14 protein-coding genes are annotated in these 15,981 nt (G+C 46.7%); 8 read left to right on the forward strand and 6 right to left on the reverse strand.

All coding sequences use genetic code 11. The features are described from left to right. Positions 1–262: 262 nt before the first annotated feature. Entirely contained in the window at positions 263–1,615 is a 1,353-nt protein-coding gene (gene glpT / locus PSI17_RS13780; RefSeq protein ID WP_273552517.1) for a glycerol-3-phosphate transporter, read from the reverse strand. A 995-nt stretch (positions 1,616–2,610) separates the two neighbouring features. On the opposite strand from glpT, the gene PSI17_RS13785 reads away from it, so the two are divergent. Further along, positions 2,611–2,940 carry a hypothetical protein gene (locus tag PSI17_RS13785; RefSeq protein ID WP_273552518.1) on the forward strand — a complete coding sequence of 110 codons (330 nt, stop codon included), beginning with the start codon at positions 2,611–2,613 and terminating at the stop codon, positions 2,938–2,940. Between the two features lie 137 nt (positions 2,941–3,077). Continuing rightward, positions 3,078–4,172 carry a Fic family protein gene (locus PSI17_RS13790; protein ID WP_273552519.1) on the forward strand — a complete coding sequence of 365 codons (1,095 nt, stop codon included), beginning with the start codon at positions 3,078–3,080 and terminating at the stop codon, positions 4,170–4,172. A 66-nt stretch (positions 4,173–4,238) separates the two neighbouring features. Here the strand turns inward: PSI17_RS13790 and PSI17_RS13795 are convergent, their stop codons facing one another. Continuing rightward, entirely contained in the window at positions 4,239–5,339 is a 1,101-nt protein-coding gene (locus tag PSI17_RS13795) for a glycerol dehydrogenase (protein WP_273552520.1), read from the reverse strand. Between the two features lie 165 nt (positions 5,340–5,504). Next, entirely contained in the window at positions 5,505–6,173 is a 669-nt protein-coding gene (locus tag PSI17_RS13800) for a 7-cyano-7-deazaguanine/7-aminomethyl-7-deazaguanine transporter (RefSeq protein ID WP_273552521.1), read from the reverse strand. Positions 6,174–6,340: 167 nt separating this feature from the next. On the opposite strand from PSI17_RS13800, the gene tusA reads away from it, so the two are divergent. Further along, entirely contained in the window at positions 6,341–6,595 is a 255-nt protein-coding gene (gene tusA / locus PSI17_RS13805) for a sulfurtransferase TusA (protein WP_273552522.1), read from the forward strand. Positions 6,596–6,781: 186 nt separating this feature from the next. Here tusA and PSI17_RS13810 read toward each other — a convergent pair whose 3' ends face one another. The 3 genes from PSI17_RS13810 to rsmD form a co-directional block, all read right to left on the reverse strand. After that, positions 6,782–9,112 (reverse strand): zinc/cadmium/mercury/lead-transporting ATPase, encoded by a 2,331-nt coding sequence (locus PSI17_RS13810; RefSeq protein WP_273552523.1) that lies wholly within the window; start codon positions 9,110–9,112, stop codon positions 6,782–6,784. 337 nt (positions 9,113–9,449) lie between these two features. Next, positions 9,450–9,731, reverse strand: a complete 282-nt coding sequence (locus tag PSI17_RS13815; RefSeq protein WP_273552524.1) for a DUF1145 family protein — start codon at positions 9,729–9,731, stop codon at positions 9,450–9,452. A 20-nt stretch (positions 9,732–9,751) separates the two neighbouring features. Next, entirely contained in the window at positions 9,752–10,351 is a 600-nt protein-coding gene (gene rsmD, locus PSI17_RS13820) for a 16S rRNA (guanine(966)-N(2))-methyltransferase (RefSeq protein ID WP_273552525.1), read from the reverse strand. A gap of 229 nt (positions 10,352–10,580) precedes the next feature. Here rsmD and ftsY point away from each other — a divergent pair, with 229 nt between their 5' ends. From ftsY to PSI17_RS13845, 5 genes are all read left to right on the forward strand, one after another. Continuing rightward, on the forward strand, positions 10,581–11,837 hold the full coding sequence (gene ftsY, locus PSI17_RS13825; RefSeq protein ID WP_273552526.1) for a signal recognition particle-docking protein FtsY: 1,257 nt from the start codon (positions 10,581–10,583) through the stop codon (positions 11,835–11,837). A gap of 6 nt (positions 11,838–11,843) precedes the next feature. Further along, entirely contained in the window at positions 11,844–12,509 is a 666-nt protein-coding gene (gene ftsE, locus PSI17_RS13830) for a cell division ATP-binding protein FtsE (RefSeq protein ID WP_273552527.1), read from the forward strand. Next, positions 12,502–13,482 carry a permease-like cell division protein FtsX gene (gene ftsX / locus PSI17_RS13835; protein ID WP_273552528.1) on the forward strand — a complete coding sequence of 327 codons (981 nt, stop codon included), beginning with the start codon at positions 12,502–12,504 and terminating at the stop codon, positions 13,480–13,482. The genes ftsE and ftsX overlap by 8 nt, the downstream gene beginning before the upstream one ends. Before the next feature lie 212 nt (positions 13,483–13,694). Further along, the gene (gene rpoH / locus PSI17_RS13840) at positions 13,695–14,552 is read left to right on the forward strand and encodes an RNA polymerase sigma factor RpoH (protein ID WP_273552529.1); all 858 of its coding nucleotides are present in this window, start codon (positions 13,695–13,697) and stop codon (positions 14,550–14,552) included. A 93-nt stretch (positions 14,553–14,645) separates the two neighbouring features. Beyond that, the gene (locus tag PSI17_RS13845) at positions 14,646–15,809 is read left to right on the forward strand and encodes a glycerate kinase (RefSeq protein ID WP_273552530.1); all 1,164 of its coding nucleotides are present in this window, start codon (positions 14,646–14,648) and stop codon (positions 15,807–15,809) included. The last annotated feature ends 172 nt before the right edge of the window (positions 15,810–15,981 follow it).

Below are 15,981 nucleotides of genomic sequence, written 5' to 3' on the forward strand. Positions count from 1 at the left end.
TGTTATTAAATTAACAGAAGCATGAAATAGAATGGTTTTTTATATTCAAATCGCTAATTCTTGAATATACCAACAAAACACTAAGGGACGAATTAAATTATATTGATTACATTTTATATGAATAATATGTCTATAAGGAAATTGAATGTTCAATATAACTAATGAAACCGCAGTACAATTTTAATTGTATTGTACTGCGATCATGTACTGCGATAATTGTACTGCGATCGATAAGGTTATTAATCAGCGTCTCTCAGTGATATCACTGACCCTGACGCGCTATTTCTTGTTTGTGTTTGTTTTCATTTAACATAACAATCAACAGCAGAACAACGGACAGTGCGCTACCGCCGATCATAACCATAAAGCCACCGTTCCAACCGAAATAATCAACGGTATAACCGACGATGATACTGGCCGCAACAGAACCCCCCAGATAGCCAAACAGCCCGGTAAAGCCTGCCGCCGTTCCGGCTGCTTTTTTCGGTGCCAATTCCAGCGCATGCAGGCCAATCAGCATGACCGGGCCGTAAATCAGGAAGCCGATAACCAGCATGCAGAGCATATCGATATTAGGGTTACCCTCTGGGTTCAGCCAGAATACGATAGTGGCAATGGTCACCAGGATCATGAAGAATACCCCTGTGGCACCACGGTTACCTCTGAAGACTTTGTCAGACATCCAGCCACACAGCAGCGTGCCCGGAATTCCCGCATATTCGTACAAGAAATATGCCCAGGAAGATTTATCCATGGTAAAGTCTTTCACTTCCTTCAAATAAGTCGGTGACCAGTCAAGAATACCGTAGCGCAGCAAGTAGACGAATACGTTGGCAACGGCGATCATCCACAGTAATTTATTCGGCAAAATGTACTGCATGAAAATTTCTTTTGCAGTCAGTTCCTTTTCGTCTTTTTCCGTATAATCCAGCGGATAGTCGTTCTTATACTCTTCAATTGACGGTAAGCCACAGGATTGCGGGGTATCGCGCATTAAAGCGAAAACAATGATTGCCACCAGAATAGCTGCAAATGCTGGCATATAAAACGCGGCTTTCCAGTCATTGAACCAAGCCATACCCAACATAAACAGTAATGGTGGAATGCCGCCGCCAACGTTATGCGCACAGTTCCAGACGGAAACAATACCACCGCGCTCTTTCTGTGACCACCAGTGAACCATGGTACGTCCGCAAGGAGGCCAACCCATACCTTGGAACCAGCCACAGAGGAACAGCAGAACAAACATGATAGCGATGCTGGAAGTGGCCCAAGGGACAAAGCCCATAAACAACATCACTAATGCCGCCAGGATCAACCCTGCGGGCAAGAAGACACGTGGATTAGAACGGTCGGAAACGGAACCCATAATAAATTTTGAGAATCCGTAGGCAATTGAAATCCCTGATAATGCAAAGCCAAGATCCCCTTTGGAAAAACCTTGTTCAATCAAGGAAGGGATGGCTAGCGCAAAGTTTTTTCTGACCAGATAGTAAGCAGCATATCCAAAGAAAATCCCTATAAAAATTTGCCAGCGCAAGCGACGATAGAGTGGATCTATTTCCTGCGCAGGCAACCGAGCCTTATGAGGCGCCGGCTTGAAAATACTTAACATATTTCTTGTCTCCACGTGACTTTTGTATGAGCGAATCACCACCATTAAGCAGTGATGGTGTTAAACGAAAATTTTGACTATTTATTTTCTATATCGAAGCTAATATTAGCTGAAAACGACCTTATATGACTGTGAGGTATCGCTAACATATAGATATAATTTCGCAAAGTCGATAATTTTGAGTGATTTAGCACTTTTTTTGAATGCAATTTATTTATGTTAGTGTGATTACTGTCACAGTAGACCGCTTTTTGGGTTATTTTTTATTTCCGCGAGTTTAAGGTTTGTTGATATTATCGACCAAATAAAAGCTCATCATTGTTAGGGGGATTTTCCTGATACAAATTTTCCTGATTAAATAACCATGAAAAAAATAAGATAAACAGAACCCACACAAACGTTCCTATTATAAAAGTTATCTAATAAATAAACGGTAGTATTTTTCTGTCCGCTGTATTTAACAAATTATACTATTTACCTTATGGTGTTATTTAAATAATATTCTCATTTTTCCATGTAAATTATTTTTATTTACCTGTTTTGCGTTTTTTATAACGCGGTTACAAATAAAATGTTTGAAATTAAAATTCAAAATAACGGATATTACTACAAATGGTTATTCATGTTTATGATCGCAATGCCTAAGCAGGGGTGAATGGCCATTTTGGTTGTAAAACATAATAATATCAATATGTTGATTAGGCTTGGTGACAGGCTGTATCGGCGTAATACACTCTGTTTTCCAAATGGTGATTAGCTTTATATAAGTTGATTGTTTAATTAATAAAAGATTACAAATTAATATTAGTTAATAGGTTTATTAAATTCGCGATAGATTTTCGCAATTTATTTTTCTCATTCAATTCGCGTCAACATACGGTATTGGCAAATACTGAATGTAGACAACAATTGAAAGATAACAACTACCCGCATTGATGCCTCTATTCATCATGAAAAGTGATGAAACCAATGAGGCTCGGAATGAGAACATCATTATGAATACTGACACACACAAGGCAATATTACACACAGCATTTACTTCCGGGCAAAAAAACGCTTCTGCTGTTAAACCTGAATTTGGTTGTAATATCAGTGATATGACCGCAGAGCTAGAACCGAGGTTTAACAACGTGCCTTCTCGGCTGGCTGAGTTGGCAAGAATGATCCCAAATGACATCGCTGTTTCTGATCCAGATGAAACGTTAACATTTGGTGAATTGGATCAACGCGTTGATGAAATTTGGCGTGGTTTACTGGGGACGGATATATTCGGTATTACTGACGATTTCGTCCAAATCGGCGGGCACTCTTCTACAGGGGAATGATGCCATAAATTGAAAACAAAATAGTGATCACGAGCTGCATGGTTAACTGATAGTGTCTGATGAGGCAAATAACAATGTTATTCGCCTCATAGAATGAGTAGAATGGTTCGACGATTGGCATCATAAGGTGAAATTCAATGTGGATCTGGGAACAAGAACATTGGCCTGACTTCCAATGGGATGAGCATGCACTAAAGCCTATGTTGCGGAAAATCCATTTTCATCAAGGGCTGCTGCTAGGAAAATCTGACGTTGAAAGTACAGAGCAAGCAACGCTGGATACCCTTCTTGCCAGCATTCTCTATTCCTGTGAAATAGAAGGTGAAAAGTTAAATGCGGCATCAGTACGCTCTTCATTGGCAAATCGATTAGGGATCAGTGAAGTCAAGCCCTATCCAACCAGTGAACAGTCTGAGGGGATGGCCGAAATTGCCTTGGATGTGGTGGAAAGATATAACGAACCTCTGACGCTTAAACGCATTTTGAAATGGCACGAATTGATGTTTCCCACGGGTTATACAGTGTTTAATCCAATCAAGGGAGGGCAATTGCGGTATGGAGGAATGGAAGTTATCTCCGGCAGAATAGATAAACCGATTGTTCATTTTGAAGCTCCCCCCGCCGAAAAATTACAGGACGAACTGGCAAAATTTATTGCCTGGTTCAATCAATCTCGTGATGTCTTCAACCTTGATCCGATCTTGCGGGCAGCCATCGTCCATTTATGGTTTGTCACGTTGCATCCGATGGAAGATGGTAATGGGCGCATTACCCGTTTCCTGACTGATTTAGTATTGGCACAAGGAGAAAGCCGCTCGATTCGGTTTTATGCCATGTCAGTGAGTATTTGTGAATGCCGTAAGCAGTATTACGAAATACTGGAACAAACTCAGCGCGGTGGCTTGGATATTACTGACTGGATGGTGTGGTTTCTGCAAACACTCAATAGCACCCTCGTTGCTAAATTGAAGCAAATTGAGGGTACAGTGAAAAAAACGCGATTCTGGCGTCGTGTTGATCAGAGCCAACTGAGTCAGGAACAAGTAAAGGTATTGAACAGAATGTTGGATGGTGATTTTCAACAAGGAATTAATAGCAGCCAATATCAGAAAGTGGCTAAAGTGAGTCGAGCCACTGCGACCCGACACCTAAATCATCTGGCAGCATTCGGTTGTTTGGAAAAAACGGAAGCTGGTGGGCGTAGCACGCGTTATATTGTTCATCATATCTGAATAGCTTAAAAAACCGTCAGGGCGGGAATTCCCGCCCAAAAGCAGTCGAATTATTTTCTCAATCACTTAATACAACCAATCTTTTCCCATCCGGTCTGCGGCCAAAATCGCGGCGTAAACCTGCTCTGGTGTTACCACAAATGGCATATTGTGGATGGTTTCACCTTCGGCGCAGCTTGCGATAGCGACTTGCATGATTTTTTGATGCAGCTTTTCATTATCACGTAAGCCCAATTGTTCCAGCGTGACGGGCAGGCCGACTTGTACGCAGAAATCGAGCACGGTTTCCAACTCTTCACTTGGGCTGTTTTCTAATATCAATTGTGTCAGGGTACCAAACGCCACTTTTTCGCCATGATAGAGGTGATGGCACTCTTCCAGCACAGTAAAGCCATTGTGGATGGCGTGGGCGGCCGCCAAGCCCGCACTTTCAAAACCAATGCCGCTCAGATAGGTATTGGCCTCCACAATATTTTCAACTGCCGGTGTACTGACGCCGGCGTCTACCGCCAGTTTTGCTTTATAACCTTCCGCCAGCAAGGTCTTATAACACAGTTTTGCCAAGGCCAACCCGGTGGTGGACGTCGCACCGCCAGCCATCGTGGGTTTATGGGCGGCGCTATTGGCTCGCGCCTCAAAGTAGGTGGCTAGCGCATCCCCCATGCCTGCCACAAGCAGACGAACGGGTGCTTTGGCAATGATACTGGTATCCATCAGCACGATATTGGGATTTTGTGGATAGAACAAATAGCTGTCGAATTCACCCAGTTCCGTGTAAAGCACAGAAAGGGCACTGGTTGGTGCATCGGTTGAAGCAAGGGTAGGCGAAATAATCACGGGTATTTGGGATTCGTGTGCGATCGCCTTGGCAGTATCAATCGTTTTCCCTCCCCCGATCCCGATGATAGCCTGACATTGATGTTGCAGCAGAATGGCAGACAAGCGTTGGATCTCGCTGCGGCTACATTCGCCATTGAAAAGCTCGAAATGGCTGGTGACTTCGTGTTCTTCCAGACTCTTGCTGACGGTATCCCCAATCAGGTTCATGACGAAATCATCGGCAATGACGAAGACGTGGTCAGCAAGCATTTTGGTGTATCGACCAATGTGGGATAACGCACCTGGCCCTTGGATATATTTGGATGGAGACTGGATCACTTTCAGCATAAGAAATATCCCTTAGTATGAGTTTACCTGCCCATCGACACTATACGACAAAACCATACGACAAAATAGACAAAGAAGTGATGAGCAAAAGCAGGAAATGGGGGATTTTAGCGGAAACATTCGCAGGAACGTTTGACACCCTGATTAATTCAGGGTGCTGTTTTGTTAGTTGACTTTGATCAGCGTCTTATCCACGGCTTGGGCGAAAAAATATCTCAGGATCAAATTCAACAAAATGCCATAAGCCGGCAGGAAGAAGAGCATGCAGATAAACAGTTTGAAAGCATAATCCACTAACGCAATTTCTACCCAATGTGTCGCCATAAATGCGTCAGTGCTGCGGTAAAACGCGATAAAGAAAAAGGCCAGCGTATCGAACATATTACCGAAAAACATGGCGGTAGCCGGTGCTATCCACCAGCGACCTTTTTGGCGAAGGCGATTGAAGACACCGACATCTAATATCTGGCCAAGCACATAGGCCATAAAGCTGGCGGCTGCAATCCGGGCGACAAACAGATTAAAGGTGCCCAATGTTTCGAACCCCTGCCAGGTTCCTTGGAAAAACAGCGCTGAAATCAGATAAGAGATCAGTAATGCCGGCAGCATGACGGAAATAATGATCCGGCGAGCCAATGGCGCACCATAAATACGCACGGTCAGGTCAGTCGCCAAAAAGATAAAGGGAAAGGTGAACGCTCCCCAAGTGGTATGAAAACCCAAAATGGAGATAGGCAATTGCACCAGATAGTTACTGGAAGTAATGATCAAAATGTGAAACAGCGAAAGCCAGATCAATGCCGTGGCGCGTTGTTGCGCAGTCAATTGGAACATATTGTACCTTTTTGGTGGATGGGGTGAGGGAACCCAAAAAATCAGTTTACCTGAAGGATCAGGCAGTCGGATCATACGAATTGCACACTAAAAGTAAAGTACGGCAGTTGACGATATTTTGTAATATAATCCATTGCCATAAATTGTTTGAACCTACAGAGATTGTTATGTCCGATGTTTTTGCCAACCCCGACAAAACACTTGATACATTGGGACTGCGTTGCCCGGAGCCTGTCATGATGGTGCGCAAAACGGTTCGCCATATGACGGCGGGTCAGACGTTGTTGATTGTTGCGGATGATCCGGCGACCACCCGTGATATTCCGGGATTCTGTCGCTTCATGGATCATGCACTGATCGCCCAAGAGACAGAACAAACACCTTATCGATACCTGCTGAAAAAAAACGAACATTCTGTTTAATTGAGAAAAGACTGTATAATTAACTGGCAAAAAAGAGGCACCGTGCTAGGCTTTAAGTATGGCATTTGGTCAACTTATCACCTCGCTGAGTGCCATTTTCCTTTTTTCCTTAATAGCAAATCTTATGTCATCCATTGTTATTTTGAAAAGGTGCGTAGTGTTAGCATGCACCTTTTCAGTTTATTATTACTTCTGTGATTTGATCCTCAGCAGCCGGACTGCGTTTGCGGTGACCAATGCCGTAGCGCCCGAATCGGCCAGAACCGCCATCCATAGCCCGGTGATACCCAATAGGCTCGTGATAAGAAATATCGCCTTTAAGCCCAATGCAATGGTGATATTTTGGCGGATGTTGTAATGGGTTGTTCGGGACAGCGCGATAATTTCAGGTAAGCCGGTCAATCGGTTGTGCGTCAGGGCGGCGTCGGCGGTTTCCAACGCAACATCCGTGCCGCTGCCCATGGCAACGCCGATACTGGCCGCTTTCATCGCCGGGGCATCGTTGATGCCATCGCCGACCATCATGGTGCGGTGTTTTTGATTCAACTCAGTGACCGCTTTCACTTTATCTTCAGGTAACAGCCCGGCACGATAATCAATGCCCAATCGGTTCGCAATGGCGGCAGCGGCACGGGGATTATCACCGGTCAGCATCACAGCATCTATGCCTTGTTTTTTCAGGATACGGATAGCGTCTATGGCATCCTGACGCAAGGTATCCTGCATCGCTATCAGCCCCACCAGTTGTTTATCCCGAATAACAGCAACGGCTGTTTTGCCACTGTTTTCCAGTGCGGTCACTCGTTGTTGCCATTTCTCAGACAACGTATTTTCCGGCAATCTGCCAGGGGCGGCGACGAGAATTTTCTGCCCCGATAATTGCCCTTCAACCCCTTTTCCAGCCAGAGCCTTGCGATGTTCAGCTTCGACAATAGTCACGCCTCGATTTTCTGCGGCATTCAGGATCGCTTTTGCCAATGGGTGATGGGAGCCACTTTCTACCGCACCGGCCAGTGCCAGCAGGGTTTCTGCGCTGATATTTTCCTCGGGTTCAATGTCAGTGACCTGAGGTTTTCCTTCGGTCAAGGTGCCGGTTTTATCCAGTGCAATTGTGCTTACTGAACCCAGTTGCTCTAAGGCTGCCCCGCCTTTGATTAGGGAGCCACGACGGGTCGCTGCGGCCAGTGCGGAAGTAATTGCGGCAGGCGTCGAGATGACCAGTGCGCAAGGGCAACCAATCAAGAGCAGAGTCAGGCCACGGTAGACCCAAGTTTCCCATGAACCGGCAAACAACAGCGGTGGAATCAATACCACCAGCGCCGAGAACAAGATAATCAACGGCGTATAGATACGACTGAACCGGTCGATAAAACGTTCAATTGGCGCCCGACGTTCTTCCGCTTCTTCAATCAGTTGAAGAATGCGATCAATGGCATTATGGCCGGGTTCAGAGATCACCTTCATCTGCACCGCACTATCGACAGAAAGGCAGCCCGCGGCGACCTTTTCTCCCTGCAACCGCTCAACCGGAACAGATTCACCCGTCAGGGCACTTTCATCAAAACTGGCAAATGGGCTGAGTAGCTCGGCATCCGTCGGTAAGCGGGCACCCGGGGCGATTTCAATGATATCGCCCGGACGCAGCTCCGCCGCTGATATGGTTTTCTTTTTCCCCTCTTTAATCAGCAAGGCTTGATCAGGAACCAGTGCCATCAATGCACTGACGCCACGGCGTGCGCGTCCTGCGGCATAAGATTCCAGTATCTCCCCTAATTTGAACAGAAGAATGACCATCGCGGCTTCTGCGGTGGCATCAATGAACAAAGCACCAATGGCAGCAACACTCATCAACGTTTCAATGGCAAAAGGGGTGCCAGAACGAATCAGTTTGATAGCCTTGGTCGCGACCGGATATAACCCAATCAGCGTTGTGATGATGAAAGCGATCCGCCCTGCGGGCGCATGGGCTGCTGATATTCCCCAACTGACGAACATCAGGGCGGCCAGAATCAGGATTGGGGCGAAAGTCTTCCAGTGATTGACTGCCGGAGGCAGTTTAGAGGCCGAACTTGCCTCTTTGATTTCAAAGCCCGCCTGTTTTACGGCCTGCTCAACGGCGGCACGAATATCAATATCCGCATCGACCACCAGTTTCTCCGTGGTAAACAACACCTTGACCTGCTTGGCATCTGGCAGTTTTTTCACCGCATTTTCGATCTTGCCTGCACAGCTTGGGCAATCCATGCCCTGAATAGTCCAATGAAAACGTTGCTGCGCCGTTAATTCGGGAGGGGGGTTATCTTGTATGGCATGGGCATGATCGTGTGAACAGTGTGCACCGCTATTTTCATGAGAATGCTCATGAGAATGTTCATGGGGATGTTTATGCTCATGTTCATGAGAATGTGCTGCGCCGGTGGAACAACAAGAATGATTGGCAACATGCTGATGATCATCTTTTGGAAAAGATGAAGAATTGCCCTGTGATTGCTTATGTTTTTGGGACGTGGGGAACATAGGCGACCTCTTAAAGAGTTAATATTGATTATTAACGTTAACTCTACACGTTGGAGTGAACTCCAGAGTCAAACCCGATAAGCGGGATTCTTTTGATGATTTGTGCTATCTGAGATATGTTCTCATCATCAATATCTTTTCTCTTGTTGTTATGTTCCTCAATCCTTGGCTGAGGATTGGAAAATTATCATAGGAATAGTGAATGAATTTTCAACATCCGTTTTATTATCAAAAACTTTTATTATCAAAAACAGATTTTCCAAGGAACCTGCACGTCAATGAGTCATGCCTTGAGTGACTCATTGATGCGCCAGAATGGATCACGGGATATGGAAAGTTATTTTTTCCCTCGCTTTTGCTCTTTTTGTTGTTTTTTTTGCCAGACCAATAATTCAAAGACCCCGAAAAAGAAGATCTTGGTCTGGAGAAAACTCGACAGTTTTTGATCTTTAGGTTGGGAATTTTTCAGCAGTAGTAACTGAAAAGCATGCATGATGACCGTAAATACCATTGCAATATCCATAAAATATCTTAATGGCTTAGGGAATGGGTGAAACAAATTGAAGATCATGATCCCCCAAACCAAGAGCATGATCCCTCTTCCTAATTGAATAAACATCATCGACTCCAAAATCGTGTTTAAGCTGTTTGGACACCAGACTGCGGGTGACGAATATATAACCGGTAAGCCACTTGCCCGGCGATTTTTTCCCGGTGTAGTTGCCAGTTCGTCGGAACTTCTGTCGCAGCAGATTCTGCTTCTGCCTCAACATAAATCCAGCTTTCTTCTGCCAGCCAACCACGGGTTTCCAATAAATTGATTGTTTCAGCCAACATTCCCTGACGGAATGGCGGATCGAGGAAAATCACATCAAACGGTGTGCCGATGCTGTTAAGGTATTGTAGTGCATTACCTTGTACCACATGGGCATTTTCGGCGCTCAGCGTGGCTAAGTTAGCCGATAATTGTTTCGCCACATTGCGCTCGTATTCAATGAAGGTTGCGTGACTTGCATAACGTGACAAAGCCTCAAACCCGAGAGCGCCACTGCCGGAAAAACAATCTAGGCAACGAGCGCCCTGAATCGTTGGCATAAGCCAGTTAAAAAGTGTCTCGCGGACGCGATCGGTGGTTGGGCGCAGGCCGGTACTATCCGGCACCGGTAATTTTCTCCCGCGCCATTTTCCGCCAATAATGCGGATTTGTCCCAAAGACGCGCGCTGTGGTTTTTTAGTCATAATTTACATAACTTAAGTATTTGTCATCCGATGCGATTAAATCATCTCTGGCGGAGACAAAAAGTGAGTGAAAACGAAGATATCCATTGATTAATTTACCACGAAATCCTTTATAGATATGTGTTGTGGTGTGATGAAAATGTTAGACTGGATTTTATCACCGTTAGAACCTATCTCAGTGGATATAACGACCCATACCTAATATTAACCGCGAGGAGTGTAGTGGCCGATGGCAAAAGAGAAAAAAAAGGGTTTCTTCTCTTGGTTTGGACTTGGTCGTCAAGATAAGCAACAGCAAGAGGAACAAGAAAGCGTCGCGGCGGAAGAAGCCGCCCGCCGTGCAGCAGAGGAAGCCGAGCAGCAGCGTTTAGCGGAAGAAGCCGCCCGTCGTGCCGCAGAAGAGGCGGAGCAGCAGCGTTTAGCGGAAGAAGCCGCCCGCCGTGCAGCAGAGGAAGCCGAGCAGCAGCGTTTAGCGGAAGAAGCCGCTCGCCGTGCAGCAGAGGAAGCCGAGCAACAACGTTTAGCGGAAGAAGCCGCCTTACCGAAGGAACAAGAGCGGCCAACCAAAGAAGGATTCTTTGCTCGCCTGAAACGCAGCTTAGTTAAAACCCGTCAAAATCTGGGTTCCGGTTTCCTGGGGTTATTCCGCGGTAAGAAGATTGATGATGACCTGTTTGAAGAACTGGAAGAGCATCTGTTGATTGCCGATGTGGGTGTCGAAACCACCCGCAAGATCATCACTAGCCTGACAGAACACGCCAGTCGCAAGGAGTTGAAAGATGCGGAAGCACTTTACACTAAACTGAAAGAAGAGATGTCAGACATTCTGGTGAAAGTTGATAAGCCGCTGGCGATCGAAAATAAATCACCTTATGTCATTCTGATGGTGGGCGTGAATGGTGTGGGTAAAACGACCACCATTGGTAAATTGGCGCGTCAATACCAGTCGCAGGGGAAATCCGTCATGCTGGCAGCCGGGGATACCTTCCGGGCGGCGGCGGTAGAACAGTTACAGGTTTGGGGCGAACGCAACAAAATCCCTGTCATTGCCCAACATACCGGTGCCGATCCCGCCTCAGTGATTTTTGATGCTATCCAGTCAGCCAAGGCCAAAGGTGTTGATGTCCTGCTCGCCGATACCGCAGGGCGTTTGCAGAACAAATCTCATTTGATGGAAGAACTGAAAAAAATCGTTCGAGTGATGAAAAAACTGGACGAAGAGGCACCTCATGAAATTATGCTGATACTGGATGCCAGCACAGGTCAAAATGCAGTAAGTCAGGCTAAACTATTCCATGAAGCGGTGGGATTGACGGGTATTTCACTGACCAAACTGGATGGGACGGCGAAAGGGGGCGTTATCTTCGCCATTGCCGACCAATTTGAGATCCCAATCCGCTACATTGGGGTGGGTGAAGGCATTGAAGATCTCCGTCCATTTAAGGCAGACGATTTTATTGAGGCTCTTTTTGCCAGAGAGGATTAACTATCAATGATTCGCTTTGAACAGGTCAGTAAAGCCTATCTGGGAGGGCGGCAGGCGCTGCAAGGGGTGGATTTTCACCTACTTCCAGGAGAAATGGCATTTTTAACCGGTCATTCAGGGGCGGGTAAAAGCACACTGTTGAAACTTATCTGTGGCATCGAGCGTCCCAGTGCCGGTCATATCGGGTTTTCTGGTCATGACATCAGCCGACTAAAACCCCGTGAAATCCCCTTTCTGCGCCGTCAGATCGGTATGATTTTTCAGGACCATCACCTGCTTTTTGATCGCACGGTATACGAGAACGTCGCCATGCCGCTGATCATCTCAGGGGCCAGTGCTGAGGATATTCGCCGACGGGTATCTGCGGCATTAGATAAGGTCGGCTTGCTGGACAAAGCGAAAAATTTCCCCATTCAACTTTCTGGCGGAGAACAACAGCGTGTTGGTATCGCCCGCGCGGTGGTGAATAAGCCAACGGTATTGCTGGCGGATGAACCGACGGGAAATTTGGACGGGGCATTATCCGAGGGGATCATCCGTCTGTTTGAAGAATTTAACCGGGTGGGTGTGACCGTTCTGATGGCGACTCATGATACCGCCCTTATTGAACGAAGAAATTACCGTATCTTGACTCTGAATCAGGGGCGCATGCAAGGAGGACATCATGATTAAGCATGTCCGTCATTCAGCGAAAAAAAAATCGTCCCCCAAATCCAAGTCCAAGTCATTGAAAGGGGGATGGCGTGTGCAGTGGCGTTATGCGTGGAAAAGTACGCTGTCCGATATGTTCCGCCAGCCGTTGGCAACGCTGTTGACTATTATGGTGATAGCCATTTCCCTGACCTTACCGAGTGTGTTTTATATCGTTTGGAAAAACGTTGATCAAGCCGTGATGCAGTGGTATCCGATCCCGCAACTCACGGTCTATTTGGATAAGTCACTGAATGACAATAGCGTCAAACAGGTCATTGATCAGTTGAAAGGCATGGATGGCGTGAAATCGGTGAATTATCTTTCCCGTGAAGACGCTGTCAACGAATTCCGGGCATGGTCGGGTTTTGCCAGTGCCTTGGATTTGCTGGAGGAAAACCCGTTGCCGGCGGTCGCCATTGTCTCTCCTGAATTGAATTTCCAAAGCGCCCAGACACTCACGACATTGCGCGATCAGGTTGCGCAGATTAAAGGCATTGAAGACGTCAGGATGGATGATAGCTGGTTTGCCCGCCTGACCGCCTTGACCGTCCTTGTCGGCAGAATTGCGGCCGTGATAGGTATTCTGATGGTGGTTGCGCTGCTCTTGGTCATTGGTAACAGCGTCCGGCTGAGTATCTTTAGCCGCCGTGAGACGATTAATGTTATGAAGCTGATAGGGGCAACGGATGGTTTTATTCTGCGTCCTTTCCTGAATGGTGGTGCCTTACTGGGGGCGCTGGGCGCAACATTTTCCCTGATCCTCTCCTCTCTGCTGGTGTGGAAACTTTCCGATGTGGTCACAGAAGTCGCGAGTGTTTTTGGCACCAGTTTTAGGCTGCATGGTTTGGGGTGGGATGAATCACTCTTATTAGTCCTTGTTTCGGGTATGATTGGCTGGATTGCGGCATGGTTTGCGACAATTCAGCATTTGCGTCGTTTCAGGCCGGAATAAAGGCGGTTTTAAGGCTCGCAAGTGAACTTTTGCGCTTAATCGTTGTCATAATCACAGTTATGGATTTGTATTGATATTTACACCATTGAGACGATTTGAATCTGATCGCTATGGTGGTAAAATAAGCGTATCTTTGGCTTGAATAAACCTTATGGGTTAACTCAGGCAAACTTGAAGGCCATCAATTTGGATCTAATTTTGAGAGAATTTGAATGACAAAAGAAATGCAAACTTTGGCATTAGTTCCACAAGGTAGTTTGGAAGGATACATTCGTGCCTCCAATTCTTACCCTATGCTTTCCGCAGAGGAAGAGAGGGAACTGGCAAAAAGGCTGCATTACCAGGGAGATCTGGATGCAGCGAAAAAGCTGATTCTTTCTCACCTGCGCTTCGTTGTTCATGTTGCCCGCAGTTATGCCGGTTATGGTCTGCCGCAAGCGGATTTGATTCAGGAAGGTAATATTGGCCTGATGAAAGCGGTTCGTCGATTTAATCCAGAAGTGGGCGTTCGTCTGGTGTCCTTTGCTGTTCACTGGATTAAGGCAGAAATTCATGAATACGTATTACGTAATTGGCGTATTGTGAAAGTCGCAACAACAAAAGCCCAGCGCAAGCTGTTCTTTAATTTGCGCAAGGCGAAACAACGTCTGGGGTGGTTCAATCAGGATGAAGTTGAGATGGTCGCCAAAGAATTGGGCGTGACCAGCAAAGACGTCCGTGAGATGGAATCTCGTATGTCAGCGCAGGATATGGCATTTGATATGTCCTCTGATGATGACAACCATGACAACCACCCTGTGGCTCCGGTGCTGTATTTGCAGGACAAGGCTTCTGACTTTGCGGATGGCATTGAAGAAGATAATTGGGAAAACCACGCAGCGGATAAACTCTCTGTCGCGATGGAGGGGCTGGATGAGCGTAGCCAAGACATCATTCGTTCCCGTTGGTTGGATGATGATAACAAAACCACCTTGCAAGAACTGGCAGACAAATACGGTGTATCTGCCGAACGCGTTAGACAGCTAGAAAAAAATGCAATGAAGAAATTGCGACTGGCGATTGAAGCGTAATTTCTCAGACGACAGCTCTTCTGGCCGGATTAAAAAGCGATAATTTATTTATCGCTTTTTTTATGTGTGTCAGAAAACCGAGGAAACTCCATGATGAAAATTGTGATTGCCCCTGATTCGTTTAAGGAAAGCCTAAGTGCCCTGCAAGTCGCACAGGCGATAGAGCGGGGATTTAAGGAAGTTTATCCACACGCAAACTATCTCAAATTGCCTATGGCGGATGGTGGGGAAGGGACAGTCGAATCACTGGTTGCTGCCACGGGGGGGAAACGTATCGCATGTAGTGTCACCGATCCCTTGGGGCAGCCTGTTGAGGCATTTTTTGGTTTGCTTGGCGATGGAAACACTGCCGTGATTGAAATGGCCGCCGCTTCTGGTTTGCATTTGGTGCCGATGAAACAGCGCGATCCGTTGCTAACGACGAGTTATGGAACGGGAGAGCTGATTCTGGCTGCGTTGGAACATGGTGCGCGCAAACTCATTTTAGGCATTGGGGGCAGTGCAACCAACGATGGTGGCGCAGGGATGATGCAGGCACTGGGGGCGCATTTATGGGATGGTGACGGCCGGATATTGCCATTTGGCGGCGCAGCATTGACTCGGCTGGAAAGTATCGACTTAACCCGCCTTGATCCACGCCTTGGGCAGATTGAACTGACGGTGGCTTGTGATGTGAATAACCCGCTATGTGGTGAATTGGGGGCATCAGCCGTATTTGGTCCACAAAAAGGGGCAACCCCGGAGATGGTTAAATTGCTGGATTCTGCATTGCGTCATTATGGAATGAAAATGGAATCCCTGACAGGGAAAAGCATCATTGATGCCGCTGGTGCCGGCGCGGCGGGGGGAATGGGGGCTTCGTTATTGGGATGTCTGGGGGCGAAATTACAGTCAGGTATTGAGATTGTGATCGAAACCTTGAAACTGGAAGAGGCTATTCAGGGCGCGGATCTGGTCATTACAGGGGAAGGTCGTCTGGATAGCCAAACCCTGCACGGTAAAACCCCGATTGGTGTTGCCCGTGTTGCGAAAAAGTTTGCTATTCCCACGATCGCCTTAGTCGGAAGTATGAGCCGGGATTATCATGTTGTCCATCAACATGGGCTGGATGCCGTATTTTCCATCATACCGGAGGTGTGTACCCTTCCAGATGCCCTTGCCAATGGCGCTGGGAACTTGCAGGTAACAGCACGTAATATCGCTGCGGTTTGGGCGATTTCTCGTCGAAAAACAAACGATAAAAAACGGCATCAGTAAGCAGGAGCAAGATGGTTGCAACCATTGGAAAACAGCGGATATCGCCGATCACACGCGATAATATGTATTAGTCTCTACTTGATCTGACAATTAGCCCTTGCAAGGTTGAGAGTTACCGGTTTTGATAAAGGTGTCCAAACTTCATACAAAACACGAGGTAACTCTCATGCTT

Origin of the sequence: Xenorhabdus sp. IM139775, from assembly GCF_028598745.1 — a bacterium.
Lineage (GTDB): Bacteria > Pseudomonadota > Gammaproteobacteria > Enterobacterales > Enterobacteriaceae > Xenorhabdus.

Excerpts from the sequence above, each read along its gene's own strand:
- glpT (WP_273552517.1), bottom strand. The coding sequence starts at position 1,615 with ATGTTAAGTATTTTCAAGCCGGCGCCTCATAAGGCTCGGTTGCCTGCG.
- PSI17_RS13785 (WP_273552518.1), top strand. The coding sequence starts at position 2,611 with ATGAATACTGACACACACAAGGCAATATTACACACAGCATTTACTTCC.
- PSI17_RS13790 (WP_273552519.1), top strand. The coding sequence starts at position 3,078 with ATGTGGATCTGGGAACAAGAACATTGGCCTGACTTCCAATGGGATGAG.
- PSI17_RS13795 (WP_273552520.1), bottom strand. The coding sequence starts at position 5,339 with ATGCTGAAAGTGATCCAGTCTCCATCCAAATATATCCAAGGGCCAGGT.
- PSI17_RS13800 (WP_273552521.1), bottom strand. The coding sequence starts at position 6,173 with ATGTTCCAATTGACTGCGCAACAACGCGCCACGGCATTGATCTGGCTT.
- tusA (WP_273552522.1), top strand. The coding sequence starts at position 6,341 with ATGTCCGATGTTTTTGCCAACCCCGACAAAACACTTGATACATTGGGA.
- PSI17_RS13810 (WP_273552523.1), bottom strand. The coding sequence starts at position 9,112 with ATGTTCCCCACGTCCCAAAAACATAAGCAATCACAGGGCAATTCTTCA.
- PSI17_RS13815 (WP_273552524.1), bottom strand. The coding sequence starts at position 9,731 with ATGTTTATTCAATTAGGAAGAGGGATCATGCTCTTGGTTTGGGGGATC.
- rsmD (WP_273552525.1), bottom strand. The coding sequence starts at position 10,351 with ATGACTAAAAAACCACAGCGCGCGTCTTTGGGACAAATCCGCATTATT.
- ftsY (WP_273552526.1), top strand. The coding sequence starts at position 10,581 with ATGGCAAAAGAGAAAAAAAAGGGTTTCTTCTCTTGGTTTGGACTTGGT.
- ftsE (WP_273552527.1), top strand. The coding sequence starts at position 11,844 with ATGATTCGCTTTGAACAGGTCAGTAAAGCCTATCTGGGAGGGCGGCAG.
- ftsX (WP_273552528.1), top strand. The coding sequence starts at position 12,502 with ATGATTAAGCATGTCCGTCATTCAGCGAAAAAAAAATCGTCCCCCAAA.
- rpoH (WP_273552529.1), top strand. The coding sequence starts at position 13,695 with ATGACAAAAGAAATGCAAACTTTGGCATTAGTTCCACAAGGTAGTTTG.
- PSI17_RS13845 (WP_273552530.1), top strand. The coding sequence starts at position 14,646 with ATGAAAATTGTGATTGCCCCTGATTCGTTTAAGGAAAGCCTAAGTGCC.